This is a genomic window from Paraburkholderia sp. D1E (assembly GCF_052682275.1).
The window spans coordinates 5,734,159-5,760,799 of record NZ_JBQYMB010000001.1 but is presented as its reverse complement, the minus strand read 5'-3'; the positions used below and the strand labels follow the sequence as shown (position 1 = coordinate 5,760,799).

Below are 26,641 nucleotides of genomic sequence, written 5' to 3'. Positions count from 1 at the left end.
TAGCCTCGTTTGCGGGCGGTGGGGGCCATCGGCTTCGCCTCGGCGGAACGCCGAATGGAGAGTGAGTGCGAAAACACAGCAATCGGGTTTGAGAAAGTGCGCATCGGCGCGCGCGGCGCCGCCGGAAGTATGACTGCCTTGTCACGAACGCGGAGTGTGCGGGAGCACGGATTCCAGATGCACCACTACCGCGACTGCGCGGGGGACCCGCTTATGCGCTAGCGGTGTAAGCCGCTTTCTTTTGCCTATCTTTTCTTTGCGGCATGCAAAGAAAAGTAGGTGCCTGCCCGAGGGTGTAATTAGTTTTGTGTAAACGGTCATTTGGCAGGAGACTGCCAGTAATCAGGAGCGACGATGACCGTAGCGAAACGCAACAAACGCGTGAAACCCGACCCTGAGCTCGTCAAGCTGGCCGACAGCCTGCTGGCGAACTACCAGAAACCAGAGGACCTGATTGGCGAGAACGGCCTGCTCAAGCAGCTCACGAAGATGCTGGTTGAACGGGCGCTAGAGACGGAGATGTCCGAACACCTGGGCCACGGCAAGAGCGAAGCGGTCACCAATGCCACGGGCAACACCCGCAACGGCCATAGCGCCAAGACGTTGCAGGGGGAGTTTGGCGAGTTGCCGCTCGATATCCCGCGTGACCGTCAGGGTGCGTTCGAGCCGAAGCTGGTGAGTCGTCATCAGACGCGCTGGTCGGGCTTTGACGACAAGATCATCTCGCTATATGCCCGCGGCCTGAGCGTGCGGGAGATTCAGGGGCATCTGGAAGAAATGTACGGTACCGAGGTGTCGCCCACGCTCATCTCGGCCGTAACAGACGCGGTGAGCGAGGATGTGAAGGCCTGGCAAGCCCGCCCGCTCGACGCGCTTTACCCCATCGTTTATCTCGACTGCATCCACGTCAAGGTGCGCGACAGCGGTGCTGTACGGACCAAGGCGGTCTATCTCGCCATCGGCGTGAACATGGACGGCCACAAGGAAGTCCTGGGGCTGTGGATCGCCCAGACCGAGGGCGCGAAGTTCTGGCTGCAGGTGGTGACCGAGCTGAAAACGCGCGGCGTGCAGGACATTTTTATTGCCTGTGTCGATGGGCTCAAGGGCTTCCCCGAAGCCATCGAAGCAGTCTATCCGAAGGCAGCAGTTCAACTGTGCATCGTGCATATGGTGCGCAACAGTCTGAACTTCGTGTCCTGGAAGGTGCAGCGCGAGGTCGCCGCCGACCTGAAGACGATCTACACTTCATCGACGGTCGAGCTGGCCGAGCAGAAGCTGAGTGCCTTCGAAGCCACGTGGGACAAGGACTATCCGTCCATCGGGCAGAGCTGGCGGCGCAACTGGGCACGCGTCATTCCGTTCTTCGACTATCCGCCGGAGATCCGGAAGGTGATCTACACCACCAATGCCATCGAATCGATCAACATGAGCCTGCGCAAGGTGATCAAAACCCGCAGTTCGTTCCCGACCGACGAGGCCGTGACCAAGCTGTTTTACCTGGCACTTAACAACATCAGCAAGAAGTGGTCGATGCCGATCCGGGACTGGAAGGCAGCCCTGAACCGCTTCACTATCCAGTTCGAAGACCGCCTGTTACCGGGTTAAATCAATACCCGTTTACACAAAATTCCGGACACCCTCGCCTGCCCCGCACAGGGGCAACACTAATAGCCCACTAAGAAAGCAAGGAAAGGCCAACACCGTAGGCATACAACCAAAAAAGCGCCGCGCGGGCACCCTCCGCTATTTCCTGGCGGCCAAATCAACATCTAACCCACCATCCTCCCCCATCCTCACAGTCCCCCGGGCAACATCCCTCCGATACCCATAAAGGTCAAACTTCATCACCCCAGGATTAGAACTATCCTTAATAAAAGTCTTGGCATTCGTGACCAACGAATTAAACATCTTCACGTCCCCAGACTCGATCCAGACAAAACTCTTCCCAGCGCCGGCAGGCGGCCTCGCAGCAGCAACCGAACTATCGCGCTTGAACTTCAACACCAACCCCTCGTCCGTTACCGTAGCGCTTGCCAGCCGCCCCTGCAAAACCGGCGGCGGAAACACCGTGTATTGATCGAACACCAACTGGTTACCCTTCAATGCAACACCCTTGCGCGTAAACGGTGTCAGCGACGCCAACGGAATATCCAGCGCCCGCAGCAACCCCGCCTGCGGCACCCCCAGCACCTTCACCGAGGTAGGTTCATACACCAGGTGCCGCTCGTCCTTGGCCACGATCGTGCCGTTCATCGTCGTGGGCAGCCACACGCCAGGAAAGTGATTCCACAACTTGATCCCGCCCGTCACTTCCAACTTTCCGTCCACCGGCTTCAGCTGCAAATCGTTCAGCGAACGCGGCTCGTAGTCGAGGAGGTAGTCGTTGAATAAGGCCGCCATCGCAGGCCACGGCTCCACCACTTCGCCGCCGATGATGCGAATGTCGTACTGGTCCGGATCGTCGAGATCGACGGGCTGACCAGGTTTCTTCGGCACCATCTGCGCATCCAGCGAACGTACATGAAAACCGATTCGGCCCGATACGTAGAAGTCGACATTCTCGACGTGAATCAACGGCGCAGGTCCCGACGAGTGCCGCTCGTCGCTGATGGCGGAGCCCGGTGCCGCCATGCTCTGAGCGGAAAACGCCGCGCGTGTGCCGACCGGAATCGCGCGTGCAACCGACGCGGTCCGCAAAGTCTGCGGCACGTGCTGCCACACGAGACGCGCCTGCGCGAGCGACGCCTGTTGCGTCCGAATGAAGCTATCGTTAAAGCGCGCGCTCGCACTGCCCATCTGCATCGGCGCATCTTTCGCCGCGCTGGCCAGCGTCGGATATGACGGTAGGTGCACATCCAGAGCGCCCGCCTCGTCGAAGGTGAAGTAGCCGGCCGCCATCTGCTCACGGTAGTGGTAAAGGTCCAGCACGAACGGCGCGTTTGCATCGAGCGGGGTCAACGCCATGTCGATGTTCATCGGCATCGAACGCATGAACTTCACGTCGCCGCCCTGCACCAGCATGCCGCGCGGCGGCATCGTCGTGGGCCAGTCGATCTTCTGCACCGTATGATCGTCGAGCGTAAAGCGAACACCCGCAGCGCTGGTGTCGATCCGGGTGATGGTCATGCGCAACGCAGGTGGCGGCGTGAGCTTGGCCACCTGCATCACCACGTCGTCACCGTCGAGACGCGCAATCGGCGTGTCTACTTTCAACAGGTCGGCCATCTTCACGTGCGCGGCCTGCATCAGCTTGTCGGCACCGACGCCCGCCACTTCGACGTGATCGGCATGGAACACCAGATCGTTGGCGTTGCGCATCGACAGTGAGCCTGTCAGCACGATCGGCACCCATGTGTCGCGATGCATGTCACCGGTGATGCGCAAGGTGCCGCCGTCTTGCGGCACGACACGCATGTTGCGCAGCGGCGAGCCCTGGTACTGGAACAGATAGCGATTGAAAATCGCGGTGAGCCTGGCGCTGTCGAGCGTGACGTCGCCGCGGTGGACATTGATCGTCACGCTGGTCGGATCGTCGAACACGATCGGCTGACCGGCATGCGCTGGGGTCAGCGTTGCCGCCATGTCGTGAATCATGAAGCCGATGTCGCCGGTCACGCGAAAGTCGACGTCGCGTGCGAACATCAATGAACCGTCGATGCCAGAATCACGCAGCGTCACCGGACGGCTGCGTTTCTCAGACATGCCACTCGCAGATGGCACACGTCCCGCGACACTCTGTTCGGCGGCGAGCTGTTTGGCCTTCGCAAGTTCGAGCGCGGGGCGCGACGCGGAGGCGGGTTGGGCGGCGCTCGCGGTGGCAGCGTCGTTCGTGGTGTTGGCGGCAACTCCCACATCCGGCTGCGATTTTGCGGTCAGCGGGCTGTCGTTGTTGCTCACTGCGTTCGCTGCCGCACTCGTTTGCGTCGACGGTGCAGACGCCGCATCGCTCGTCGTCGAACTGGCGTCGGCGCATGCGGACATCAACAGCGCGGCCGTCACCAGCACGGCGCCCGCACCAGCGCGCGCGCGCCACGTTTCACCGAGCGACGATCTCGACACATGAAGCGGCAGCATCCTTTGCAGCGGTCGCAGCGAGACCTCCGCCTGCACGTCGTCAGCCGATTTTTCGCGCAATGCGCCTGTCTGTTTCATGACGTCTCCTCCTGAAGCCGTGGCACGTCTTTCGCGCGTCCGGTACGGCATGGTTTGTCGCACATACGCCGGCTTTAAACACCGTGCCGCCGTTGCGCGCCTTTGACCTGATTGTCTGTATTTGTCGGCGCGGTGCCGACAAGATTTCTGGAGGGCGCTCACCAAACGATCAAGCGTTTGAATCGCTACAACAAGTTACTGGAAAGCCCCACGTATCGGGCTTAAGCGACCTACGCGCAAACGGGATTCAAACGGCATCTCGAGTGTGATTTCGACGCGAAGCGAGGGGCACATGCATCGCACGGTGCCTGACGTGCACGTCAGGACAGCAAAATGGCCGCAAATTCGAATGCGGCACCGCAATAAAACGCGATGCGATGGCTGCCAAAGACGCTACTGCCCGGTTCTGGGGAAACCAAGTTTGGCGCCGCATGGAACCAGGCCCACCTGGGGTGTCCCTCAGTCAGGCGATCAATGCCGGTGATACGCACGGCGAGGCCGGTGAACCAGCGATTACACGCAGCTATGCCACAGCCCGGCTAACCTACACCGAGCCATTCCTGCATCACGTCCGGTCGCTTCAAAAACGACGCCAGTGCATCGTTGAAGACAATTTCGCCATGTCCCATCACCGCAACCCTGCTGGCAATGTCTTGCGCAATCACGAGCCGCTGTTCGATCAACAGCATCGCCACGCCACGATCACGCAGCATCCGCAGACATTGCGCGACCTGTCCCATCACCTGGCTGGCCAGGCCTTCGCCGGGTTCGTCGATAACCAGCAGGTCAGGGTCGCCGAGCAATGCCCGGGCGAGCGTCAGCATCTGCTGTTCGCCGCCCGATAACGCACCGGCGCGCGTGCGTTTTCTTTCGCGCAGGACGGGGAACAGTTCGTAGGCGTCGTCGAAGGCAAAGCGCGGTGTGCGCCCGCGAGCGCGCGGCGCCACACCGAGTTGAAGATTCTCGTGGACGCTCAGGGCCGGAAAGACATCGCGATGTTCGGGCACGTAACCGAGCCCCAGGCGGGCGATCTCGAAGGTCCGAAGGCCGCCGAGCGCATGACCGGCAAAACGCAACTCGCCCTCGCTGCGCACGAGGCCCATGATCGCGCGCGCCAGCGTCGAGCGTCCGGAACCGTTACGCCCGACCAGCGCCACAACTTCGCCTGCTTCGATCTGCAACGTGACGCCGTGCAGGGCCTGACTTGCGCCGTACCATGCGTTCAGTTGTCGAATGTCGAGCAAGACGGTCATGGTTATGGGCGGAAGCTGTCGCCAAGATAAGCGGCGCGCACGGCCGCATCTGCGCGAATCGCCGCCGGCGTGCCGGTCGCGATGATGCGGCCTTGCACCAGCACCGAGATGCGGTCGGCGATCGCGAACACAGCGTCCATGTCGTGCTCGACCATCAGCAACGTGCGGCCCGCCGTGGTCGCGCGAATTAGCTCGATGGCGCGCGCTGCCTCGGCGCGGTTCATGCCAGCGGTAGGTTCATCGAGCAGCAAGGTATGCGCGCCGCCCGCGAGCGCGAGGCCAAGATCGAGCGCACGCTGCTCGGCATAGCTCAGTGTGCCGGCCTGGATACGCCGGCGCGCACTCAACCCCACTGCTTCGAGCACCTGCTCGGCGCGCGTATCGACCGTGCATGAACCGCTGAAACGCTGCCACCAGCGAGTACGGTCGCGCTCGGCCAGCATGGCCGCACAGCGCAGGTTGTCGAACACGCTCAGGCGAGCGAACACGCTGGTGGTCTGGAAGCTGCGCGCGAGGCCACGGCGTGTGATCGCGGCCGGCGCAAGACGCGTGATCTCCGCGCCGAACAGATCGATGCGTCCGGCGTTCGGCCGCGCGCCACCTGCGATCAGATTGAAGAGCGTCGACTTGCCGGCACCGTTCGGGCCGATCAATGCATGGCGCTCGCCGGGCTCGATGGCAAGATCGACGCCACGCAGAATCTGCGCGGCGCCGAAGCGTTTTTCGACACCGTAGACCGCGAGGGCCGGGATCATCGTGCGTCTCCGGTGATCGGCTGCACGGCGCTTGTCCGCACGGCAAGACGTGCTTGCGCGCGAACCGCGTAGTGCGCTGCGAGCGCTCCAGGCGCTGCCAGCATGAACACCGCAACGCCAAGCCAAAGATGCGGCAACGCGGTTTCCAACGGTACGCCAATGATGTTGAACGCCGCGCCGTCGTCCGCGCCAAATTGCACTGCGTAAGCCCACTGCACCGCGAGCACGACGGCCAGCGTCCACAGCACCGCTGAGGCCGCACCCCATAGATAAGCCTTGCCGCACACGCGCCAACCGTAGGCGGCGACGCGTGCCGTGTGCCGCTGTACGAAACCCGCCAGTCCATCCGGCGAGGCCACCACGACCACGATGAAGAACAGCCCCAGATAGAACAGCCAAGCCCGCGTGACGCTCGCCACCGCGACGCTGAAAAACGTCAAGACAATCGCGCCGGCGACCGGCCCGAAAAACGTCGCCGTGCCGCCGATCACCGTCGCGATCAGCACGGCGCCCGAGCGCATCATGCCGACGCTTTCCGTCGACACCAGTTCGACATTGATCAGCCCCAGCGTGCCGGCAATGCCCGCAAAAAACGCCGACATCACCACCACGCCGTAGCGGATGCGGCGCGGATAGCAGCCGATCGCCGCGGCGCGCACCGGGTTGTCGCGCACGGCGTTGGCGAGCCGCATGAACGGCGTGCGCGACAATGCGAACATCGCCACGCTCGCCAGCACGCACCACAGCGCAATCAACGCATAGGCTTCGCGCGCCGGGCCGAAGCTCCAGCTTGCGAGCATCGGCCCGCTCGCGCGGTCGATCGGCACGCCAGCCTCGCCGCCGAACCAGTCGGGCAGCGTCCACGCCGCCGCCGCGACGAAGCTCACCGATGCCGAGTGTGATCATCGCGAAAGCCGTCCCGGCACGCCGCGTCGACACGAAACCGAACAGCACCCCGCACAGCGCGCCGCCGATGCCACCAATCAACGGCAGCAGCGCCAACGGCACGCCGATGCGGTTGAACACTTGCGCCGCGATGAGCGCACCGAGGCCGGAATAAGCGGCATGACCGAAGGACAGCAAGCCTGTTTCGCCGAGCAACAGGTTGTACGAGAGCGCGAACACGATCATCGTCGCGGTCTGCGCGAGATAAGCGAGCAGCCAGCTTTGCGGCCAGACGAAGGGCGGCACGGCGAGGAACAGGACGAACGCGAGCCACGGCGCGACCATTCGCGACATCGAGCGAACCGCAGCTGCAAACTCAGTAGACTTTTCGGGCGGCTCACGCATGATCGTCACGCCGTCCGAACAGTCCACGCGGGCGTAACGCCAGCATCGCGACAAGCAGCAGATAGGGAATCAGCGGCGCGAGTTGCGCAAGCGTGAGCGCGTCCCATTCGGCCGGCAGCGCGCCGCCGAATACCGATGTGATATCGCCTAACGACACGTCGCTCGCCACCGCGAAGGTCTGCACGCAACCGACGATCAGCGACGCCGCCAGCGCCCCGCTCAACGAACCCAATCCACCGATCACAACCACCACGAACACGATCGAGCCGAGCGACTCGGCCATTCCCGGTTCGATCACGAAGAGCGGCGCGCCGATCACGCCGGCCAATGCGGCGAGCGCCGTGCCCGCTGCGAACACGCCGGTGAACACGCGCGGCACGTTGTGGCCGAGCGCCTCGACAGCGCTCGCATGCGTCAGCGCCGCGCGTACGATCAACCCCGCCTTCGACACCCGCAGCACCGCGTAGAGCACCGCCAGCATCGCCAGCGACACGGCCATCATGAAGGCCCGATAGCGTGCAAAGGCCGCGCCGTAGATAGTGAACAGCGGCCCGTCGAGCACGGCCGGCACGGTCGCGCTAAGCGGACTCAAACCCCAGCCGAGCTTGACCAGCTCGCCAAGCAGATACGCTGCGCCGAAAGTCAGCAGCAACTCAGGAAGATGACCGTGCACACGCACGCGGCGCAGCAGCCAGCGCTCCAACGCTGCGCCGATCAAGCCGACGATAAGCGGCGCGATCACCAGCGCACTCCAGAAACCCGCGTGCGCCGCCACCGAAAAGCCGACGTACGCGCCGAGCATGTAGAAGCTCGCGTGCGCGAAATTTAGCACACCGAGCATGCTGAAAATCAGCGTCAAACCCGCCGACAGCATGAACAGCAGCAGGCCGTAACTGACACCGTTAAGCAGGTTGATGACGAACGACTGCACGCGCCTATTCCGCCTGCACAGCGACAGTGAGCGGTTCGAGCGCCGCGCGTAAATCGGCGGGCAGCGTCACCGGGCGACGCATGACACGATCCACATACACGTGCACAAAATGACCCTGTGCGGAGGGTTGATCTTCACCTTCCTTGAAGAGACCCACTTCATAACGCACGCTCGAGGTACCGAGCCGCATCACTCGCAAGCCTGCTTCGATCCGCTCGGGAAACACCAGCGGCGCGAAGTAATTGCAATGTGTCTCGACCACGAGGCCGATCGTCGCGCCGTGCTCGAAGTCGAGCACGGCCGCACGGATCAGATACTCGTTCACCACCGTGTCGAAGTAGCTGTAATAGACGACGTTGTTGACGTGGCCGTAGACGTCGTTGTCCATCCAGCGTGTGGTGATCGGCAGAAAATGCGGGTAGGCGCTGCGCGTGGCGGGTGCGGGTGCGGGTGCGGGTGCGGGTGCGGGTGCGGGTTTGTTCATCGTGACGTGGCGTTTTAGTCAGGGAGAAGATTCGAGCCATGCCGTGCTCGTCCGGGAGCGCAAGGTCATTGGCCCGTTCATTGGCCGCGCTTACTGCCCTGGCTTCTCGACGAACTCGAACGGCAAGCCGCGCCGCCGCATCCATTCGCCGAGCGCCTGGCCGGTACCCGCACGCCATGGACGCAGTTTGGCCGGTTCAATCAGCCGGTATTCGAGCAATTCCGGCGACAACGCGACCGTTCCGTATGCCTTCACGTGATACGCGATGATCAGTTCGTTTTTGCGGATGAATTCGTACACGCCGATCAACTCGACGGTCTCCGCGTGCAGCGAAGTTTCTTCCAGCACTTCGCGGGCAATACCCTCTTCCGGGGTCTCGCCGTTTTCCAGAAAGCCCGTGATCAACGCGAACATGCCTTCCGGCCACGCGGCGTTACGCGCAAGCAGGATCTTGCCTTCGTACTCGACGATCGCGGCCACCACTGGCAGCGGGTTGTTCCAATGGACATAGCCGCATTCCGCATCGGGACAGGTCTGGCGGATCCGGCCGCCTTCGTGTTCGGCATCCGCGCGCTCGGTCAAAGGCGTGGCGCAGCGCGGGCAAAATTGGTATTCGGTCATGGCGAGTGGCTCGTCTCTTCTGTTTTGTGTGTGGCTTTGTTCAGCGTTGAATGTCGTGCTGCGGCTGGCACAGCACCTGGTGCGTAGTCTTGTTCGTGCGCCTGGTTCCAACCTCGTTTGTACGCCTGGTTCAAACGTCTGGTTCCTGCTTTCAGCTTCCGGTTCAGGTGCACCGTTCCTGCCTGGTTCAGGCGCGCAGTCGATGCGGTTTCAGGCCATGCACAAGTCGCGCACTTCCGCGGCGAAACGCTCGACGGTTTCCGGCTGCGTGTCCCACGCGCACATCAGCCGGCAACCGCCCGCGCCGATGAACTCGTAGAACTTCCAGCCGCGTGCACGCATTGCCTTGGCGGCCTGCGCGGGCAATTGCGCAAAGACCGCGTTCGATTCTCTCGGAAACATGATGCTCACGCCGGGAATTTCCTGCAACCGCGTTTGCAGCAATTCCGCCATCGCATTCGCATGACGCCCATTACGCAGCCAGACGTCGTTATCCAGCAGACCGAGCCACGGCGCGGAGATGAAACGCATTTTCGAGGCGAGTTGGCCGGCCTGCTTCAGACGGTAGGCGAAATCGTCGGCGAGCGCGCGGTCGAAGAACACCACGGCTTCACCGACCGGCAAACCGTTCTTGGTGCCGCCGAAACACAGCACGTCGACGCCCGCGCGCCACGTGATCTCGGACGGATGCACGTCGAGCGCCGCGACCGCGTTCGCAAAGCGCGCACCGTCCATGTGCACTTTCAGATGACGCCGTTTGGCGATCGCCGCGATCGCGCGCACTTCCTCGACGGTATAGACGGTGCCCACTTCGGTCGACTGGGTCAGCGTGACGACCTTCGGCTTCGGGTAGTGAATATCGGCGCGGCGCGTGACGACCGCTTCGATCGCATCCGGCGTGAGCTTGCCGCCGACACCCGGTGCGGTCAGCAGCTTCGAGCCGCCGGAGAAGAACTCAGGGCCACCGCATTCATCTGTCTCGATGTGCGCGAGTTCATGGCAGATCACCGAGTGATACGACTGGCACAGCGACGCGAGCGCCAGCGAATTGGCGGCCGTGCCGTTAAACACGAAAAACACTTCGCAATCGGTCTGGAACAGATCCCGCAAGCGGTCGCAGACCTGATTGGTCCAGGAGTCGTCGCCGTAAGCGGGTTCGTGACCGCTGCTGTTGGCCGTGATCAGCGCCTCGAGCGCTTCGGGACAGATGCCGGCGTAGTTGTCGGACGCGAAATGTTGCATAGCGGGCGGCGCGCCCGGCGACAGGCGCACTGAGATGACGGGAAAACGGTCATTTTAGTGCGCCGGGGGGTTATTTGTTTTTCAATCGTGGGAATTGCCGGGCGAATACCTCGGCGTCGAATGGAAAGCCGTTAGTTGCAGCCGCAATCAGGCATGCGGCCGCGGCCACGTGGCATGCGTGCCACGATGACCAGGCCGGCCGCGCCCAGCAGCAATGCGCCCGCTGCCAGCCACAAAGCCGGCGAAAAGGACCCGGTGTGTTCGGCAATCGGCGCAGCCACCAGCGGACCGACGATCTGACCGACGCCGTACGCCGCGGTCGCATAGCCCATCAGGCCAGCCGCCTTGTCGCCGCGCAGAAGCCGGGCTTCGCGCATCGCGAACAGGGTGATTGCGGTAAATGGCAGACCGATCAGGATGCTGCCGAGCGAGAAGCCACCCGCCGTAGGCCAGACGATGCCGAGCGCAATACCGGCAGCTTGCAGTGCGTAGCAACCGGCGAGCAGCGTGCGGTTGTCCCAATGCACCGGCAGGCGTGCCGCGAGCAATGCGCCGACGATCAAGGCAGCGCCGAACATCGGCCAGAACAGATCGGGCCAGGACGAGCCCGGCAGCGCGTGGCGCGCGATCACCGGCAGGAACGTCGCGGTGATGATGTAGCCGAAGCCGGGCACGCCGTAGAGCAAAATCAACCAGAAAGCGTCGGCCCGGTGTGGGGGGCGGTTTGTGGGGGACAGTTGGCTCGTGGATGAGCGTTGACTCGCATGAACGGCGGTAGTTGATCCGCCCGTGGCGCGCGCCGCGCCTGCTGGGGTGGGATCGGTCACGGTCCCGAACACAGACCAAACCATGATCGAAAATACCGCCGCAATGAGCCCGAAGCCAATCCAACCCACCGTCGCGCCGTAACCGCCTGCAGCGCTGACCAGCAAGCCCGTCCCGACGATGCCCACGCCAGGGCCTGTATAGATCACCCCGCTCCAGCCGTGCGCGCCGAGTCCGGCAAGTCGCCGCAAGCCCCACTGCGAGGCGAACACGAAGGTCCAGGCGCTAACCGCGCCGGCGGCAAAGCGCACGACAGCCCACACCCAGAATTGGCTTGTTACGCCCATTGCCAGCGTCAGCAGGACCGTTGCAACAAGCCCCGCGCGCACCATGCGCGCCGGCTCGACCCGCAGCGCCGCGCAGGTGACCGCACCAACGAAATAGCCCGCGTAGTTGAACGATGCAAGCCAGCCACCGTGCTGGATATCGATCTGCGGCTGACCGAACGTGCTGCCGTGAAGCATCAGCGGCAAAAGCGGCGTGAATGCAAAACGTCCAATCCCCAGCACCACGGCCAAGGTGACCATGCAGGCAAGCGCCGCCCGGCGGGCGGCATGACGTTCGGCAGGGGTTTCGTGCGTGCTGGAAGCGAGATCGTTCATGAGCAAACCGGAAATGGAATCGGACCGGCAGTCACCGGTTTCTTCAACTCATATTAGCTTGACCTTTCGATCACGAAAAATGAATAATTAGAATACCAACCATCGCCAGGAGAGATCAATGGATCTGGCTGCCTTGACCATTTTTCGGGCTGTCGTGCGGGAAAACGGTGTGACGCGCGCCGCTGCCAAGCTCAATCGGGTGCAATCGAACGTCACGACGCGCATCAAGCAACTCGAGGAGCAACTCGGCACCGACCTGTTCATCCGCGACGGCCGGCGCCTCGTTCTGACGCCGGCTGGCGAAACGCTGCTGCCCTACGCGGAGCGTCTGCTCGCGCTCGCCGACGAGGCGCGTCATGCGGTGCGCGAGGATCGTCCGAGCGGGCGCCTGCGTTTGGGTACGATGGAAAGCGTCGCGGCGACGCGTCTGCCTGGATTGCTCGCGCGTTATCACCAGCAGTGGCCGGATGTCGCGCTGGAACTCGAAACCGGCACGACCGGCAAGCTGATCGAGCGGGTCCGCGAATTCGAAGTGGATGCGGCGTTGGTCGCGACGCCGCTGGACCCCGCCTCGCTCGGCGAACTGTTCGAAACGGTGCCGGTTTTCCGCGAAGAACTGGTGATGCTGTCGCCGCGAGGCCATCGCCCGATTCACGAAGTGCGCGATATTGCTTTATCGACGCTGATCGCGTTCGAGCGCGGGTGTGCTTACCGGACGTACATCGAGAAGTGGTATCTGGAGCATGGCGTGAGGCCGGCTCGCGTTCTGGAGCTCGGCTCGTATCATGCGATCGTGGCTTGTGTCGCCGCCGGCGCGGGGGTGGCCGTGGCACCGCGCTCAGTGCTCGATCTGCAAACCGATACGCGCAATCTCGCCGTTCATGAGCTTCCGGATATTGGCGTGATCGAGACGCTTCTCGTCTGGCGACGAGGGCATTTTTCGTCCGCGCTCAATGCGCTGCGGCAAACGCTTGTGGCGGGAGAGAATGCGGTGGAGTTACCTGCCGCTGAATCGGTAAGCGTGGCTTGATGCTTTGCCTGCGTGGCGGGGAACACTAACCGCCACCGCAATCGGCCAGCTTGATGCCCGGCAAGACACGCCAAGGCCAAAAACCACTTAGGCCACGCGGGACGCAAAAACCACCAGCGTCCCGCATGGCCCAATCAAACCCGAATCAAAGCTGGGCTTCGACCCAAGCCTTCACGCCTGCCAGCGCCGCCGGCAGATTCGCCGGCTCGGTACCGCCAGCTTGCGCCATGTCCGGCCGCCCGCCGCCCTTGCCACCAACTTGCTGTGCAACGAAGTTGACCAGTTCACCGGCCTTGACCTTCTTGCTGGCGTCCGCCGTCACACCGGCGATCAAACTCACCTTGCCACCCTCGACCGAGGCCAGTACGATCGCCGCACTCTTGAGCTTGTCCTTCAGCTTGTCGACAGTCTCGCGCAACGTTTTCACGTCCGCGCCCTCGAGCGTGGCAGCCAGCACATGCACGCCGGCCACTTCGATCGCCTGCCCGGCAAGCTCGTCGCCCTGGCTCGAAGCCATCTTCGACTTCAGTGCGCTCAGTTCCTTCTCCAGCGACTTCACCTGATCCTGCACCTGCACGATCCGCTGCGTCAGTTCCGACGGCTGTGCCTTCAACACGGCCGCGGCCGCATTGATCCGCGCGTCGAGATCCTGCACGAAGCGCACGGCGTTATCGCCCGTGATCGCTTCCACGCGACGAATACCGGCAGCCACACCGCCTTCCATCACGATCTTGAAGAAACCGATGTCACCCGTGCGATGTACGTGCGTGCCGCCGCACAACTCGCGCGAGAAACCGAGGTCGAGCACGCGCACTTCGTCGCCGTACTTTTCGCCGAACAGCGCCATCGCGCCGCCCTTCACCGCTTCGTCAAACGGCATGACCTGCACGATGCCCGGCGCGTTCGCCAGCACTTCCGCGTTCACGATCGCTTCGACCTGACGGATCTGCTCGTCGGTCATCGGCGCGTTGTGCGCGAAGTCGAAACGGGTCTTGTCCGCGTCGACCAGCGAACCCTTCTGCTGCACGTGCGAGCCGAGCACTTCGCGCAGCGCCTTGTGCATCAGGTGGGTGGCCGAGTGATTGCGCTCGGTGCGGGCACGACGCACCGCGTCGATCTCCGCCTTCACGACGTCGCCGACCTTCAACGTGCCCTGCTCGAGCGTGCCATGATGGCCGACCACGTCCGCCTGCACCTTCAGCGTATCGGCCACTGCAAAGCGCACGCTCGCGTTCGCCAGCACGCCCTGGTCGCCAACCTGACCACCCGACTCCGCGTAGAACGGCGTGTGGTCCAGCACGACAATTGCCTGCTGGCCGTTGCCCACTTCCTTGACCGACGCGCCGTCGACATACAGCGCGATCACTTTCGCATCGTCGAAGACGATTTCTTCGTAGCCGTGGAACGTGGTCTTCGCGCCCGAGTATTCGAGGCCTTGCGCCATCTTGAACTTGCCCGCCGCGCGAGCCTGCTCGCGCTGACGCGCCATTGCTTCGTCGAAGGCGGCTTCGTCGACCGTCACTTCGCGCTCGCGGCACACGTCCGCCGTCAGATCGAGCGGGAAGCCGTAAGTGTCGTGCAGCTTGAACGCGAGTTCGCCGTCGAGCGTCTTGCCGCCCTTCGCTTCCAGATCGGCCAGCGCGCTTTCGAGAATCGACATGCCGTGCTCGATGGTCTCGAAGAAGCGCTCTTCTTCCTGACGCAGCACGTCGGTCACGCGTTGCTCCGCGTCTTTCAGTTCCGGATAGGCGCCGCCCATTTGCACGACGAGGTCCGGCACCATGCGGTGGAAGAACGAACCCTTCTTGCCCAGCTTGTAGCCGTGGCGGATCGCACGGCGCACGATACGGCGCAACACGTAGCCGCGGCCTTCGTTGCCCGGAATCACACCGTCGACAATCAGGAACGAGCACGCGCGAATGTGATCGGCGATCACCTTCAGCGAGTTGTTCGTCAGATCGGTCACGCCGGTTTCGCGGCCCGCGGCCTTGATGAGCGCCTGGAACAGATCGATCTCGTAGTTGCTGTGCACGTGCTGCAGCACGGCTGCGATGCGCTCCAGACCCATGCCGGTGTCGACGCACTGCTTGGGCAACGGCGTCATGTTGCCTTGCGCATCACGGCTGAATTGCATGAACACGAGATTCCAGATCTCGATGTAGCGGTCGCCGTCTTCCTCAGGCGATCCCGGCGGGCCACCCCACACGTCCGGGCCGTGGTCGTAGAAGATTTCCGAGCACGGGCCGCACGGGCCGACGTCGGCCATCTGCCAGAAGTTGTCCGACGCGTAGCGCGCACCCTTGTTGTCGCCGATGCGGATGATCCGCTCGACCGGCACGCCGACTTCTTTCGCCCAGATGTCGTGCGCTTCGTCGTCTTCGTGATAGACGGTGACCCACAGCTTGTCTTTCGGCAACTGGTACACGCCCGTCAGCAACTCCCACGCGTAGTGGATCGCGTCGCGCTTGAAGTAGTCGCCGAACGAGAAATTGCCCAGCATTTCGAAGAACGTGTGGTGACGCGCGGTGTAGCCGACGTTTTCCAGATCGTTATGCTTGCCGCCGGCGCGCACGCTGCGCTGCGAGGTCGTGGCGCGCGAATATGGACGCGATTCCGCGCCGAGGAACACATCTTTGAACTGCACCATTCCCGAATTGGTGAAAAGCAGTGTCGGGTCGTTGCCGGGCACAAGGCTCGACGAGCGAACGATCGTATGGCCCTTCGATTCGAAGAACTTGAGGAATTTCTCGCGGATTTCGGCGGCTTTCATAGCGTGCGGGGGACGGTCCTGGCTGTTACCGGCGGCATCATGGGGATGCGCCAACTGTTTGTTTCTTAAACGACTGATTATACGGGATCGGCGCCCGTACGCGGCGGCGGCCCTGTCCCGCGTAGCCATTCGGCCAGGTTTGGCCGCGTCTGGCTCGATACCGAGCGACACGGCAAGGCGCATCGCGCGTCTTATGCCGTTCGGCTGACTGCGCCGGTGCGCGGGAATCGCTTAAGATTGCCTCCATTTGCGGCGACATGCGCGCCGCGTCACCACCCACACATCTTGCATGGGGCCGGAGTAAGCGCTAAACCGCTAGCTCCGGTCGACAACTTTGTATGGGACCGAAGTAAGCACTAAAGCGCTAACTCCGGTCGACAACTTTGTATGGGACCGAAGTAAGCGCTAAAGCGCTAACTCCGGTCGACACAGGAGACATTGAAGAATATGGGCGCTCTCAGTCATATCCGCGTGCTGGATCTCACACGCGTGCTCGCCGGGCCCTGGTGCGCACAGACACTCGCCGATTTCGGCGCCGACGTCATCAAGATCGAACGGCCTGAAGTGGGCGACGACACCCGCCACTGGGGGCCGCCGTACCTGAAAACACCGGAAGGCGCCGACACGCGTGAAGCCGCTTATTACCTCGCCGCGAACCGCAACAAGCGCTCAGTCACCGTCGATATCGCTTCGCCCGAAGGCCAGCGGATCATCCGCGAACTGGCCGCGCAAAGCGACGTGGTGCTGGAGAACTACAAGGTCGGGCAGTTGAAGAAGTACGGCCTCGATTACGCGTCACTCAAAGAAGTGAAGCCCGATCTGATCTACTGCTCGGTGACCGGCTTCGGGCAAACCGGACCGTATGCGCAGCGCGCCGGGTATGACTTCATCGTGCAAGGCATCGGCGGCTTCATGAGCATTACCGGCGAGCGTGACGGCCAGCCGGGCGGCGGTCCGCAAAAGGCCGGCGTCGCAATTGCCGACCTGATGACCGGCATGTATTCGACCATCGCCGTGCTCACAGCGCTCACGCACCGCGACCGTACGGGCGAAGGCCAGTACATCGACATGGCGCTGCTCGACGTGCAGGTGGCCATGCTGGCCAACATGAATTCGAACTACCTGGCGAGCGGCCAGCCGCCGGTACGCTGGGGCAATGCACATCCGAACATCGTGCCCTACCAGACCTTCCAGACCAGCGACGGCTGGATCATCGTCGCGGTCGGCAACGACGGGCAGTTCCGCAAGTTCGTCGAGGCAGGCGACTGCGCCGAACTCGCCAACGACGAGCGATTCGCGACCAATCCGGCGCGCGTGCGCCACCGCGACATTCTCGTGCCGATCCTTGCCGACATGGTACGTCTGCAGGGCAAGCAGCAATGGATTGCCGTCCTGGAAGCGGCCGGTGTGCCGTGCGGGCCCATCAACGATCTGGGCGAAGTGTTCGAGAACGAGCAGGTGGTGGCGCGCGGCATGCGGGTCGATCTGCCGCATCCGTCGGGCGGCACGGTCAAACTCGTGCGCAATCCGATCAACATGACCGGCACACCGCCCGAAGCGCTGTCCCATCCGCCAATGCTTGGTGAGCACACTGATAGCATCCTGCGCGACGTGCTGGGTTATGACGAGGCTCGGATTGCGGCGTTGCGGGACCAGTCGGTGATTTGAGGCAGGGCCTCTACGGCGCCGGTTTTCAGCCTGGCTGAGGGTGTCAGATCAATCGCCATCTGGCTACGCCGGCGATGACGAGTTCACCGCCGCTCGCCCAACGAAGCCAGCCAGCGCCGCCCCTCGTCCCAATCGCCGAGCCCACTGTCGGCATTGATGTGACCACGCGGACCGATGTCGATCCAGCGGCTACCCCATGCGCTCGCACAGGTCTGCGAGAACGACACGCCGCCGTACGGATCGTCACTGCTCGCCACAACGATGCTCGCAAACGGCAAGCGCGCAAGCGGCACCGGCGCAAAACCGCTGGCATCCTGCGGAAAATGTGCCCCTGACGGGTCGGGCACCGCCACCAGCAGTGCGCCCGCCACCTTCGCCAGCTGGGCTGCGCTCGCGTACTGCGACGCCCAGAAGGCGGTCGTCAGGCAGCCAAGGCTGTGCGCGGCCAACACCACTGGCGAGTCGGCTGCAGCCACCGCGGCATCGAGCGTGCGGCACCACGCGTCGCGCGCCACATGGTCCCAGTCCGGCATCTGCACGCGCACGAAGGCGGGATCGAGCGCTTCCCAGCGTGTCTGCCAGTGCCCCGCTCCAGAATTCTGGTAGCCCGGCAGTACGAGTACGTTTAGTTTTTGTCCGCTCATTGCGCTCCCCGTCGCAGTTTGTTTTTCAGGTGGTTTTATCAAATGCGGTTATCAAGTTCGTTTCTGCAGTTCGTTTCTGCAGTTCGTTTCTGCAATTTGCTTCCGCAGTTCCTTTCCGCAGTTCCCATCCGCAATTATTCGCTTCGCCCGGCCGAAACCACGCTTCAAGGCATGACGCGGCCCACACCCACGCCACGCGGATCGGCCGCCGGCTCGGGCGTCGTGCCTTCGACGCGGATCATCTGCACGTCACCATTAAACGACTGCCCTTCCAGCGTGTAGCCTCTGGCTTTCAACTGGTCGGCCAGCTCACCCGTGATCGGGTGATACGGCTCAAAGTAGATCGTCTTCGGCGGCAGCAATTGATGATGGAATCGCATCGCGGCCAAAGCGTCGGCGGGCGTCATATTGAAATCGTACAGGTTGGTCATCACCTGGAAAATCGACGTGAGGATTCGCGAGCCACCGGGCGTGCCGATCACGAGCGACACCTTGTTGTCCTTCAACAGGATGGTCGGCGTCATCGACGAAAGCGGCCGCCGTCCCGGCGCCACCGTGTTCAGGTCGTCGGCCGCAGCGCCCGGCGCGCCAACGGCAACCGGCTTGGTGACGAAGTCGTCCATTGCGTCGTTGAGCATGAAGCCGCCGCCGTCCACCACCACACCGGAACCGAACGACCCGTTCAGCGTATAGGTATTCGACACGGCGTTGCCCCACTTGTCGACCACCGAAAAATGCGTGGTTTGCGCTTTTTCCGGCAGGGCGTCGCCGAGGCCGCCTTTGACAGGCACGGCGCCCGGCACTTCGTCGGGTTTCACTTCGTCGGCGCGTTGCGCGAGGTAGGCGTCGTCGGTCAGTTTGTCGACCGGCACCTTGTACGAATCGGGGTCGCCGATGTATTGCTGGCGATCGGCGAACACGCGGTCTTCGATCTGCGCGATCAGATGGATATACGGCACGGAATTCAGCTCGAGACCATCGAACGCCTGCTTCAGATCGGCTTTCATCTTCAGCATCTGGATCAGTCCGATACCGCCCGAGCTCGGCGGCGGCGCGGTCACAATCTTGTAGCCGTTCCAATCGGCGGTGAGCGGTTGGCGCCAAACGGCCTTGTATTGAATCAGGTCCTGCTTCGTGAGCAGACCGTGGCCGTACATCTGCTGGGCGATCAGATCCGCGGTGTGGCCTTCGTAGAACTCTCGGCCGCCATCGCCGGCGATGCGCGAGAGGGTTTGCGCGAGTTCAGGCTGGCGGAACATCACGCCCGCCTTCAGGTTCGAGAAGTAGGCATTGAAGTTGGTCTTGCCGGCGAAATTCTTCGCCGCCGCGTCGCGACGCTGCTGCAACCACGGCTCGACCTGGAAGCCGTCAGTGGCGTAACGGATTGCGGGCGCCAGCACCTGTTTCCACTTCAGCTTGCCGAAGCGCTGCTGCGCTTCCCACATGCCCTCGACAGTGCCCGGCACGCCCACCGCGCGATGGCCGACGAGACTCATACCCGGCACGAGGTTGCCTTTATCGTCCAGGTACATGTCGCGGGTTGCCTGTTGCGGCGCGCGCTCGCGGTAGTCGAGAAAGTACGGTTTGCCGTCCATGAATACCGTCATGAACCCTCCGCCGCCGATATTCCCCGCATCCGGACAGGTCACGGCCAGCGTGAAAGCGATCGCCACGGCGGCGTCCACCGCGTTGCCGCCGGCGGCGAATATCTGCTGCGCGGTGTCGGCGCTGTAGCGATCCGGCACGGCCACCGCCGACGCGTCCAGTACGGCCTTTGGCGGCGGCGTTTTCGCGAGCGCGGGGGCCGGTGCGACAAAGCTGCCGGCGAGCGTGCCGAACATGGCCGCGGCCGTCACGATTCGGGCGGAAAACAAAGAGGCGAAAGGCGCGCGAGGCGCGTCGTGCGAGGGAACGGACATCCGAGAAACTCCGGGAACTAACTGAGGACATCATGTTGCACGAATGGCATAGGTTCGTGCAAAACGACAAGGGAAGCGTGTCCTGACTGGACTGCGGCGGCGCGAGCACGCGTTGCGCGACCGGGCGTGGGCCGCGCTACCCCGCAAAAGATCGGGCAGCGCGCAGGCGGAGAGTGCGCCGACCGCATCCTAAATCGCTGGCGCATGCGCCAACAAACCGTTTTACCTCCTGTTACAGCACCTTAAACGCAGCCTGCCGGATTTCACCTGCCCCCAAAAAACAGCCGAAACCGCTCAAACGTTGGCTGCGCGCCGCACTCGCCTGCCGCGAGCGAACTCGTCAGGTAGAATTGACGGATAAGTGGGCGCATTGCGCGCCCCGACCGACTTTCACCTTCTCGCATGAATACCGAACGCAACGACGCGCCAGCGGCATCCAATTTCATCCGCAATATCATTGACGAAGACAACCGCACCGGCAAGTGGGGCCAGCGCGTCGAAACGCGCTTTCCTCCTGAGCCGAACGGCTATCTGCACATTGGCCACGCCAAGAGCATTTGCCTGAACTTCGGCGTGGCGCGCAGCTACGGCGGCGTGTGCCATCTGCGCTTCGACGATACGAATCCGGAAAAGGAAAGCGTCGAATACGTCGATTCGATCATCGACTCCGTGCGTTGGCTCGGTTTCGAGTGGGAAAAAGACGGCAACGAACAGCTCTACTTCGCAAGCGACTACTACGACAAGCTGTACGAGTTCGCCGAACTGCTGATCGAACGCGGCAAAGCGTATGTGGACAGCCAGTCGGCCGAAGAAATGCGCGCGAACCGCGGCTCGGCCTCCGAGGTCGGCACGCCGTCGCGCTTCCGCGACCGTTCGGTGCAGGAAAACCTCGACCTGTTCCGCCGCATGAAAGCCGGCGAGTTCAAGGAAGGCGAGCATGTGCTGCGCGCGAAGATCGACATGTCGTCGCCGAACTTCAACATGCGCGACCCGGTCATCTACCGGATCCGCTTCGCGCACCACTACCGCACCGGCGACACATGGTGCGTGTATCCGATGTACGACTACACGCACTGCATCTCGGACGCGTTGGAAAACATCACCCACTCACTGTGCACGCTCGAGTTCGAAGACCATCGCCCGCTGTATGACTGGATTCTGAACGAACTGGCCGAAGCCGGGATCTTCACGCGCCCGCTGCCGCAACAGATCGAGTTTTCGCGCCTGAACCTGACCTATGCGATCACCAGCAAGCGCAAACTGCTGCAACTGGTGACCGAAGGTCATGTCGAGGGCTGGGATGATCCGCGTATGCCGACCATTGTCGGTGTGCGCCGCCGCGGCTTCACGCCGGCAGCGATCCAGTTGTTCTGCGAGCGTATTGGCGTCACCAAGGTCGATTCGTGGATCGACATGAGCGTGTTCGAAGGCGCGCTGCGCGACGATCTGGACGATAAGGCGCCGCGCACCGCAGCCGTGCTCGATCCGGTCAAGCTGATCATCGACAACTTCCCTGAAGGCGTGACCGAGCCGTGCAGCGCACCGGTCCACCCGCATCATCCAGAACAGGGCATCCGCGAGTTTCCGATCTCGCGCGAACTGTGGATTGAGCGCGACGACTACACCGAGACGCCGCCGAAAGGCTACTTCCGCCTGTTCCCGGGCAACAAGGTGCGCCTGCGCTACGGCTATGTGATCGAGTGCATTGGCGCGGACAAGGACGAGAACGGCAACATCGTCGCAGTTCACTGCAATTACTTCCCGGACAGCAAATCGGGCACCGAAGGCGCGAACACTTATAAGGTTAAGGGCAACATTCACTGGGTCAGCGCGGCAACCGCGTGCCCGGCCGAAGTGCGTATCTACGACCGTCTGTTCAAGGAACCGCAACCGGACGCCGGTGGCCGCGACTTCCTCGAAGCGCTGAATCCGGATTCGAAGCGCGTGGTCAACGCCTACCTGGAGCCGGGTGCGCGTGACGCGTTGCCGGAACAGCGCTATCAGTTCGAGCGCCATGGCTATTTTGTCGCCGACCGCGTCGATTCGAAACCGGGTAAGCCCGTGTTCAATCGCATCGTCAGTTTGCGCGACAGTTGGGGCAAGCCGGCGTAAGCTGGGGCGGCTACCGCGCGAAGCGCATCTGAAGTTGAATACGGCGTGCATTTCGTGAGCGGGATGCACGCCGTTTTTGTTGCATCATGTTCCATCGACAAGTGACAGCGCGGCATACGTGCACGCGCCAGTCCAGGAGACCCGATGAAAGTTGCAGCCCGCCGCGGGGCCAGTGCATGGGGCTCGGCACGAGGTACGCGCCAGGCGTGTACTGCTCCTGCTCCGTACATAACGCACGCCCCGCGCGTCGCACAAAGCGTGCGTTGCGCACTCATGGCGTTGGTCGCGTTCGGCGTGGCGGTGCTCGGGTGCCCCGCTCATGCGGAAGAACTCTCCGGCACGCTGAAGAAAATCCACGACGACGGCGTAGTCGTGCTCGGCGTGCGTGAAGCGTCGATTCCCTTTTCGTACTTCGACGGCAAGCACACCGTTGGCTACTCGCAGACCATCGCGCTGCAGATCGTCGACGAAATCAAGAAAACGCTTGGTCTGCCGCAACTGAAAGTGCACGAAATCACCGTGACCTCGTCGAACCGCACGCCGATGTTGCTGAACAACCAGATCGATCTGGAGTGCGGCTCAACTACGCATACGGTGGAACGTGAAAACGTGGCCGCCTTCTCGGACAGCTTCTTCCAGTACGCAGTACGCATGCTCGCCCGCAAAAACAGTGGCATCACGGATTTTCCGGACCTGGCCGGCAAGACGGTCGTGACAACCGCAGGCACTTCCGACGAACGCCTGCTGCGCCGCCTGAACACAGAAAAGCATCTGAACATGCGCATCACGAGCGCACGCGATCATCCGGAGGCCTTCACCGCGCTCAAGGAGGACCGGGCGGTGGCCTTCGTGATGGACGAGCCGATTGTGTACGGTTTCAGATCGACCGACACGCACCCCGAAGATTTCGTGGTGACCGGCACGCCGCTCGGCTACGAGGTTTACGCCTGCATGTTTCGCAAAGGCGACGAGCCGTTCCGCACGCTCGTGAACGGCGTGATCGCGCGTGGCCAGACTGCCGGTGACGCGGAACGTCTGTATAACCAGTGGTTCACGCAGCCGATTCCGCCGCAAGGCATCAATTTGAATTTTCCACTGTCGGAGCAGAACCGCGCGCTATTCGCGCATCCGAACGACCGCGCGCTCGACTGAGCGCGTGGAGTAAACGCGCGGGTGCCGGTGGCGCCGGCGCTTAAAATCTGCCGTTATAGCGTTCGATGCAGTTCCGCAAGCGAAAGCGTGGTCTGAAAGAGCCGGGTAAGACTACGGCTCGCGTACCGCTCGACCTCGTCCGGCGCGGCCCAGCGATATGCGTCCATTTCGGGAATCAGCGTACCGTCAGAGCGGCGCGGAAACAGCGACGTGCAGGTGCACACCGTCAGATCGAGTTCGTCGGCCGTTGCACGCACCGCGAACAGATGCAGATCTTTGTCGCGCCGGTACACGAATAGTCCGAGATCCTTCAAACGCTCGGGCTCAATCACGATGCCGGTCTCCTCGACCATCTCGCGCAACGCCGTGACGTAAGGCGCCTCGCCCTCTTCGCCATGCCCTTTTGGAATGTCCCAGTGAGATGTTTCGGTAGCGTGCGCGAGCAAGACTCGACCGTGCGGGTCGAGCAGTACGACACCGCACGAGACGACCCGCGCGCTCATCGGCGCATTGCGCCGCGAGGGCGCACGGCTTCAGGCTGCACCGACGGCAAGCCGGTGCCCGTTGTCATACCGGCCCGCATGCTCAGTGCTTTTTCTGCAACTGCCAGTTACCGCTGCCCTGTTTGCAGAACTGCGGACGCAGGCTCGTCGACTGCCCTTTCGCATTCAGTACGACGCCGACGTCGCGGCAGGTGCGCTCGCCGTCTTTCGCGGTGCTGGCGATGGTGATCGTCGCGTCGATCTTGACGCTGTTGCCGGTGCCTTCATTGACCCAGCTCGCGCTTTCGCCGTCCTGCTTGTCATTCAAGGCGGTGATCACGGCATTCTTGATCGAATCGACGTCGCGCTGCTTCATGTAGCTGATCGGCGTGTCGTTCAGAAAACCGAGGTTTGCCGCTTGCGCGCCGACGGCACCGGCAAGCAGTAGACCACCGACGGTCAGATGAAACAGGGCACGGGTTTGCATCGACATGAAGGGTTCTCCTCGAAGAGTAGTTCGGCGGTCTCGAGTGCGCTCGCGGCGGCTCGTGATCTGGACCCCAAAAGCATAGCATGCCGCCTGAAGTGACCGCCTCGAAGCGGCCTCGCAGCAGCCTGCAGCGTTCGATTCCCGCCTGGTCAGAACGAACGGCCAGGACGGCTGCGCGTCATTTTAGGACACGTCTCATATCTACTGATGAAACTTCTTCTTAAGATAGGTCTGTTGCGCTGCAGCGCTGATCAAGCTTCCAACGCCTTCTTATGGACATCTCGTTTGCCCTCGAAACCTTTGCCGCCGCGCTCGCGCTGTTTTGCGTCGCGCTCGTGCCGTTCGCCATCAGTCGCGATCCTGGTCTCGCCCGGCGCATCGTGCAAATGGATAGCCTCCCGCGCCCACGCTGGCCGAATCTGCTGACACGCGTCGGCATTGGGTGCGTCCTGATGTCGTTCGCGCTGCTACTGGTCGGCTGCTATTACATCCTTGCCGGCGCAGGCAGATGACTACGTCCGCTACACATACTGCCTGAACTGGCCGTACAGCCACCGCCCGTTGATCAATTCGCGGCCGTGCTTTTCCCAGCTTTATCTCCCGCCTTATATCCATCGGTGAGCGTATTCAAAAACGCCACGACGTCCTTGATTTCAGCCTCGTCGAGCGCCGGCTTGTCGCCCGGTTTGCGATCGAACGGCGGCTCGGTATTCAGATTGGCCCAATAACGCTGCGGCAGATCGTCGAACTTCTGCACTTTGCCCTTCGAGACCGGATAGAACTTTTCCGGATTCGTGTCGCGCTGCGCATAAAAACGTACCGTCTGATCGAGCGAATGATAAATGCCGTTGTGGAAGAAACTCTTCTTCAACGCGACGTTGCGCAGCGTCGGCGTGCGGAAGATGCCGCAAAACTCAGCACGGCCCTTCAGGTCGGTACGCTCCGGCCCGCATGCGCCAAGGTCGTAGAAATGCGGATCGCGATTCACCGCCAGCGCGCGGTTACGCGGCACGCCGATCGCGATCAGACCGAAGTCGCTGAACTGCGGCGGCGCGCCGTCCATGGTGCGCTGGCTGATGTGGCAGCTCGCGCAATTGCCCTTCTTTTCGTCGTTGAAGACTTGCAGACCGCGTAGCTCCGCCTGGGTCAGGTGTGCTTTGCCCGCCAGATACGCGTCGTACTTGCTGGTGTAGGGATAAAAAAGCTCGGGTGTCTGCTCGAAGGTTTCCAGCGCTTGCAGCACGGCTTTGAAGGTGGCGTCGTCGCTATCGAAAATATGCTCGCCGAATGCGACGCGGAAAGCGTCGGCATACGGCGCGGCCTTCACCGCGGCCGTGACCTTCGCCGGTGTGCTGCCCATTTCGAACGACGACAGTAGCGGAATGCGCGCCTGGTCCGAACCGCGATCGACCCGGCCGTCCCACGTCAAGCCGCCGGTTGGCCCGGCATCCACGCTTTCATCGCCTTCGTCGTCCGACTCGTGATAGTGCTCGGCAAACGCCGGCACCGATTGCAGATATTTGAGCGTCGGCGCGGCGCGCATGCCGGTGCGGTGCATGTCGTTGCCGCCCAGTTGTACCGACAGCGAATTCGCCGGCGAAAAGCCGTGATCGGGACTGTGGCACGACGCGCACGCCAGCTTGCCCGAGCCGGACAGCGACGCGTCGAAGAACAACTGCTTGCCCAGCGCCGTCATCTGCCGCACGGATTCGTAGACTTGCGCACGGGTCTGGCCGGTTTCACGGGCGCTCACTCCAACGGTCGAGGTCGCCATACTCCCAGATGCAGACGACGCGTTCGCTTGAGACTCGACACCCGCGCTGCCACTGGCGCTCATATCCGCCCGGGCATTCACTTGCGCGTAGCCGCTTGCATCTGCCTTGCCGCCCGCCTGCGCCGTGCTCCCCGCAGCCGACGAGCCGGCATCGCACGCCGCCAAGGTCATGGTCATTGCCGCGAGCGCGAGCGTCAGCATGGCGCCAATACCTGCCGGCCCAGCGTGCCGCCGTGCCTGCGGCCGAACCGCCATTTTCCGAATCCCCGTGAGACCAAGCCGCATATGAATGATGTGAGTTTGCGATATTGAAGTCCGCGAGCGTATTTCATCGACATGTCGGCTAAATGACATACAGCCGACAGAAATGATGAAACCAAAGCAATTCGTAATTAATTACATCTTTCTGTCAAATTCCTTCTCCAAACTTTCGTTCGCGGCCATC

The 26,641-nt window shown here is 62.5% G+C and carries 20 protein-coding genes and 1 pseudogene; 6 read left to right on the top strand and 15 right to left on the bottom strand.

Translation table 11 applies throughout. From position 1 onward, the window contains the following. The first annotated feature begins 354 nt into the window (after positions 1 to 354). Entirely contained in the window at positions 355 to 1,605 is a 1,251-nt protein-coding gene (locus ACUN0E_RS26000; protein ID WP_408265345.1) for an IS256 family transposase, read from the top strand. Between the two features lie 138 nt (positions 1,606 to 1,743). On the opposite strand, the gene ACUN0E_RS25995 is transcribed toward ACUN0E_RS26000, so the two are convergent. From ACUN0E_RS25995 to ACUN0E_RS25955, 9 genes and pseudogenes are all read right to left on the bottom strand, one after another. Beyond that, positions 1,744 to 4,074: a hypothetical protein gene (locus tag ACUN0E_RS25995; protein WP_445570519.1), complete on the bottom strand. Its 2,331-nt coding sequence runs from the start codon at positions 4,072 to 4,074 to the stop codon at positions 1,744 to 1,746. Between the two features lie 617 nt (positions 4,075 to 4,691). After that, the gene (locus tag ACUN0E_RS25990; protein ID WP_408228637.1) at positions 4,692 to 5,405 is read right to left on the bottom strand and encodes an ABC transporter ATP-binding protein; all 714 of its coding nucleotides are present in this window, start codon (positions 5,403 to 5,405) and stop codon (positions 4,692 to 4,694) included. 2 nt (positions 5,406 to 5,407) lie between these two features. After that, positions 5,408 to 6,160: an ABC transporter ATP-binding protein gene (locus ACUN0E_RS25985; protein WP_408228634.1), complete on the bottom strand. Its 753-nt coding sequence runs from the start codon at positions 6,158 to 6,160 to the stop codon at positions 5,408 to 5,410. Next, positions 6,157 to 7,450 (bottom strand): annotated as a pseudogene (locus ACUN0E_RS25980) (branched-chain amino acid ABC transporter permease). Before ACUN0E_RS25980 ends, ACUN0E_RS25985 begins: the two are co-directional and overlap by 4 nt. Beyond that, positions 7,443 to 8,381, bottom strand: coding sequence for a branched-chain amino acid ABC transporter permease (locus ACUN0E_RS25975; protein ID WP_408485683.1), 939 nt, complete (start codon positions 8,379 to 8,381; stop codon positions 7,443 to 7,445). Before ACUN0E_RS25975 ends, ACUN0E_RS25980 begins: the two are co-directional and overlap by 8 nt. Before the next feature lie 4 nt (positions 8,382 to 8,385). Beyond that, complete coding sequence (locus tag ACUN0E_RS25970; protein WP_445568378.1) at positions 8,386 to 8,865, bottom strand: acyl-CoA thioesterase; 480 nt, start codon at positions 8,863 to 8,865, stop codon at positions 8,386 to 8,388. 90 nt (positions 8,866 to 8,955) lie between these two features. After that, entirely contained in the window at positions 8,956 to 9,486 is a 531-nt protein-coding gene (locus ACUN0E_RS25965; RefSeq protein WP_408228621.1) for an NUDIX domain-containing protein, read from the bottom strand. A 210-nt stretch (positions 9,487 to 9,696) separates the two neighbouring features. Next, positions 9,697 to 10,728 carry a threonine aldolase family protein gene (locus tag ACUN0E_RS25960; RefSeq protein ID WP_408394487.1) on the bottom strand — a complete coding sequence of 344 codons (1,032 nt, stop codon included), beginning with the start codon at positions 10,726 to 10,728 and terminating at the stop codon, positions 9,697 to 9,699. Between the two features lie 131 nt (positions 10,729 to 10,859). Continuing rightward, positions 10,860 to 12,155, bottom strand: coding sequence for a YbfB/YjiJ family MFS transporter (locus ACUN0E_RS25955; protein ID WP_445568377.1), 1,296 nt, complete (start codon positions 12,153 to 12,155; stop codon positions 10,860 to 10,862). Between the two features lie 118 nt (positions 12,156 to 12,273). Here ACUN0E_RS25955 and ACUN0E_RS25950 point away from each other — a divergent pair, with 118 nt between their 5' ends. Next, the gene (locus tag ACUN0E_RS25950) at positions 12,274 to 13,185 is read left to right on the top strand and encodes a LysR family transcriptional regulator (RefSeq protein ID WP_445568376.1); all 912 of its coding nucleotides are present in this window, start codon (positions 12,274 to 12,276) and stop codon (positions 13,183 to 13,185) included. Positions 13,186 to 13,330: 145 nt separating this feature from the next. On the opposite strand, the gene alaS is transcribed toward ACUN0E_RS25950, so the two are convergent. Continuing rightward, positions 13,331 to 15,955, bottom strand: coding sequence for an alanine--tRNA ligase (gene alaS / locus ACUN0E_RS25945; RefSeq protein WP_445568375.1), 2,625 nt, complete (start codon positions 15,953 to 15,955; stop codon positions 13,331 to 13,333). A 447-nt stretch (positions 15,956 to 16,402) separates the two neighbouring features. Here alaS and ACUN0E_RS25940 point away from each other — a divergent pair, with 447 nt between their 5' ends. Then, entirely contained in the window at positions 16,403 to 17,623 is a 1,221-nt protein-coding gene (locus tag ACUN0E_RS25940; RefSeq protein WP_445568374.1) for a CaiB/BaiF CoA transferase family protein, read from the top strand. An 83-nt stretch (positions 17,624 to 17,706) separates the two neighbouring features. On the opposite strand, the gene ACUN0E_RS25935 is transcribed toward ACUN0E_RS25940, so the two are convergent. Next, positions 17,707 to 18,267: an RBBP9/YdeN family alpha/beta hydrolase gene (locus tag ACUN0E_RS25935; protein WP_445568373.1), complete on the bottom strand. Its 561-nt coding sequence runs from the start codon at positions 18,265 to 18,267 to the stop codon at positions 17,707 to 17,709. Positions 18,268 to 18,431: 164 nt separating this feature from the next. Then, on the bottom strand, positions 18,432 to 20,186 hold the full coding sequence (gene ggt / locus ACUN0E_RS25930) for a gamma-glutamyltransferase (protein WP_445568372.1): 1,755 nt from the start codon (positions 20,184 to 20,186) through the stop codon (positions 18,432 to 18,434). A gap of 402 nt (positions 20,187 to 20,588) precedes the next feature. On the opposite strand from ggt, the gene ACUN0E_RS25925 reads away from it, so the two are divergent. After that, a complete protein-coding gene (locus ACUN0E_RS25925; RefSeq protein WP_445568371.1) occupies positions 20,589 to 22,298 on the top strand; it encodes a glutamine--tRNA ligase/YqeY domain fusion protein in 1,710 nt (569 codons plus the stop codon). 273 nt (positions 22,299 to 22,571) lie between these two features. Beyond that, positions 22,572 to 23,450 carry a transporter substrate-binding domain-containing protein gene (locus tag ACUN0E_RS25920; RefSeq protein WP_408228996.1) on the top strand — a complete coding sequence of 293 codons (879 nt, stop codon included), beginning with the start codon at positions 22,572 to 22,574 and terminating at the stop codon, positions 23,448 to 23,450. A gap of 53 nt (positions 23,451 to 23,503) precedes the next feature. On the opposite strand, the gene ACUN0E_RS25915 is transcribed toward ACUN0E_RS25920, so the two are convergent. Beyond that, complete coding sequence (locus tag ACUN0E_RS25915; RefSeq protein WP_445568370.1) at positions 23,504 to 23,953, bottom strand: NUDIX hydrolase; 450 nt, start codon at positions 23,951 to 23,953, stop codon at positions 23,504 to 23,506. Positions 23,954 to 24,035: 82 nt separating this feature from the next. Continuing rightward, positions 24,036 to 24,425 carry an RT0821/Lpp0805 family surface protein gene (locus tag ACUN0E_RS25910; RefSeq protein ID WP_408228591.1) on the bottom strand — a complete coding sequence of 130 codons (390 nt, stop codon included), beginning with the start codon at positions 24,423 to 24,425 and terminating at the stop codon, positions 24,036 to 24,038. 269 nt (positions 24,426 to 24,694) lie between these two features. Between ACUN0E_RS25910 and ACUN0E_RS25905 the strand changes: the two genes are divergently transcribed. Then, a complete protein-coding gene (locus ACUN0E_RS25905) occupies positions 24,695 to 24,934 on the top strand; it encodes a hypothetical protein (protein WP_408228588.1) in 240 nt (79 codons plus the stop codon). A gap of 53 nt (positions 24,935 to 24,987) precedes the next feature. Here the strand turns inward: ACUN0E_RS25905 and ACUN0E_RS25900 are convergent, their stop codons facing one another. Continuing rightward, on the bottom strand, positions 24,988 to 26,481 hold the full coding sequence (locus ACUN0E_RS25900; protein ID WP_445568369.1) for a cytochrome c peroxidase: 1,494 nt from the start codon (positions 26,479 to 26,481) through the stop codon (positions 24,988 to 24,990). Between the last annotated feature and the right edge of the window lie 160 nt (positions 26,482 to 26,641).

Excerpts from the sequence above, each read along its gene's own strand:
- ACUN0E_RS25985 (WP_408228634.1), bottom strand. The coding sequence starts at position 6,160 with ATGATCCCGGCCCTCGCGGTCTACGGTGTCGAAAAACGCTTCGGCGCC.
- ACUN0E_RS25915 (WP_445568370.1), bottom strand. The coding sequence starts at position 23,953 with ATGAGCGCGCGGGTCGTCTCGTGCGGTGTCGTACTGCTCGACCCGCAC.
- ACUN0E_RS25900 (WP_445568369.1), bottom strand. The coding sequence starts at position 26,481 with ATGCGGCTTGGTCTCACGGGGATTCGGAAAATGGCGGTTCGGCCGCAG.
- ACUN0E_RS25960 (WP_408394487.1), bottom strand. The coding sequence starts at position 10,728 with ATGCAACATTTCGCGTCCGACAACTACGCCGGCATCTGTCCCGAAGCG.
- ACUN0E_RS26000 (WP_408265345.1), top strand. The coding sequence starts at position 355 with ATGACCGTAGCGAAACGCAACAAACGCGTGAAACCCGACCCTGAGCTC.
- alaS (WP_445568375.1), bottom strand. The coding sequence starts at position 15,955 with ATGAAAGCCGCCGAAATCCGCGAGAAATTCCTCAAGTTCTTCGAATCG.
- ACUN0E_RS25970 (WP_445568378.1), bottom strand. The coding sequence starts at position 8,865 with ATGAACAAACCCGCACCCGCACCCGCACCCGCACCCGCACCCGCACCC.
- ACUN0E_RS25920 (WP_408228996.1), top strand. The coding sequence starts at position 22,572 with ATGGCGTTGGTCGCGTTCGGCGTGGCGGTGCTCGGGTGCCCCGCTCAT.
- ACUN0E_RS25955 (WP_445568377.1), bottom strand. The coding sequence starts at position 12,155 with ATGAACGATCTCGCTTCCAGCACGCACGAAACCCCTGCCGAACGTCAT.
- ACUN0E_RS25995 (WP_445570519.1), bottom strand. The coding sequence starts at position 4,074 with ATGCTGCCGCTTCATGTGTCGAGATCGTCGCTCGGTGAAACGTGGCGC.
- ACUN0E_RS25935 (WP_445568373.1), bottom strand. The coding sequence starts at position 18,267 with ATGAGCGGACAAAAACTAAACGTACTCGTACTGCCGGGCTACCAGAAT.
- ACUN0E_RS25940 (WP_445568374.1), top strand. The coding sequence starts at position 16,403 with ATGGGCGCTCTCAGTCATATCCGCGTGCTGGATCTCACACGCGTGCTC.
- ACUN0E_RS25965 (WP_408228621.1), bottom strand. The coding sequence starts at position 9,486 with ATGACCGAATACCAATTTTGCCCGCGCTGCGCCACGCCTTTGACCGAG.
- ACUN0E_RS25925 (WP_445568371.1), top strand. The coding sequence starts at position 20,589 with ATGAATACCGAACGCAACGACGCGCCAGCGGCATCCAATTTCATCCGC.
- ACUN0E_RS25910 (WP_408228591.1), bottom strand. The coding sequence starts at position 24,425 with ATGTCGATGCAAACCCGTGCCCTGTTTCATCTGACCGTCGGTGGTCTA.
- ACUN0E_RS25990 (WP_408228637.1), bottom strand. The coding sequence starts at position 5,405 with ATGACCGTCTTGCTCGACATTCGACAACTGAACGCATGGTACGGCGCA.
- ACUN0E_RS25950 (WP_445568376.1), top strand. The coding sequence starts at position 12,274 with ATGGATCTGGCTGCCTTGACCATTTTTCGGGCTGTCGTGCGGGAAAAC.
- ggt (WP_445568372.1), bottom strand. The coding sequence starts at position 20,186 with ATGTCCGTTCCCTCGCACGACGCGCCTCGCGCGCCTTTCGCCTCTTTG.
- ACUN0E_RS25905 (WP_408228588.1), top strand. The coding sequence starts at position 24,695 with ATGGACATCTCGTTTGCCCTCGAAACCTTTGCCGCCGCGCTCGCGCTG.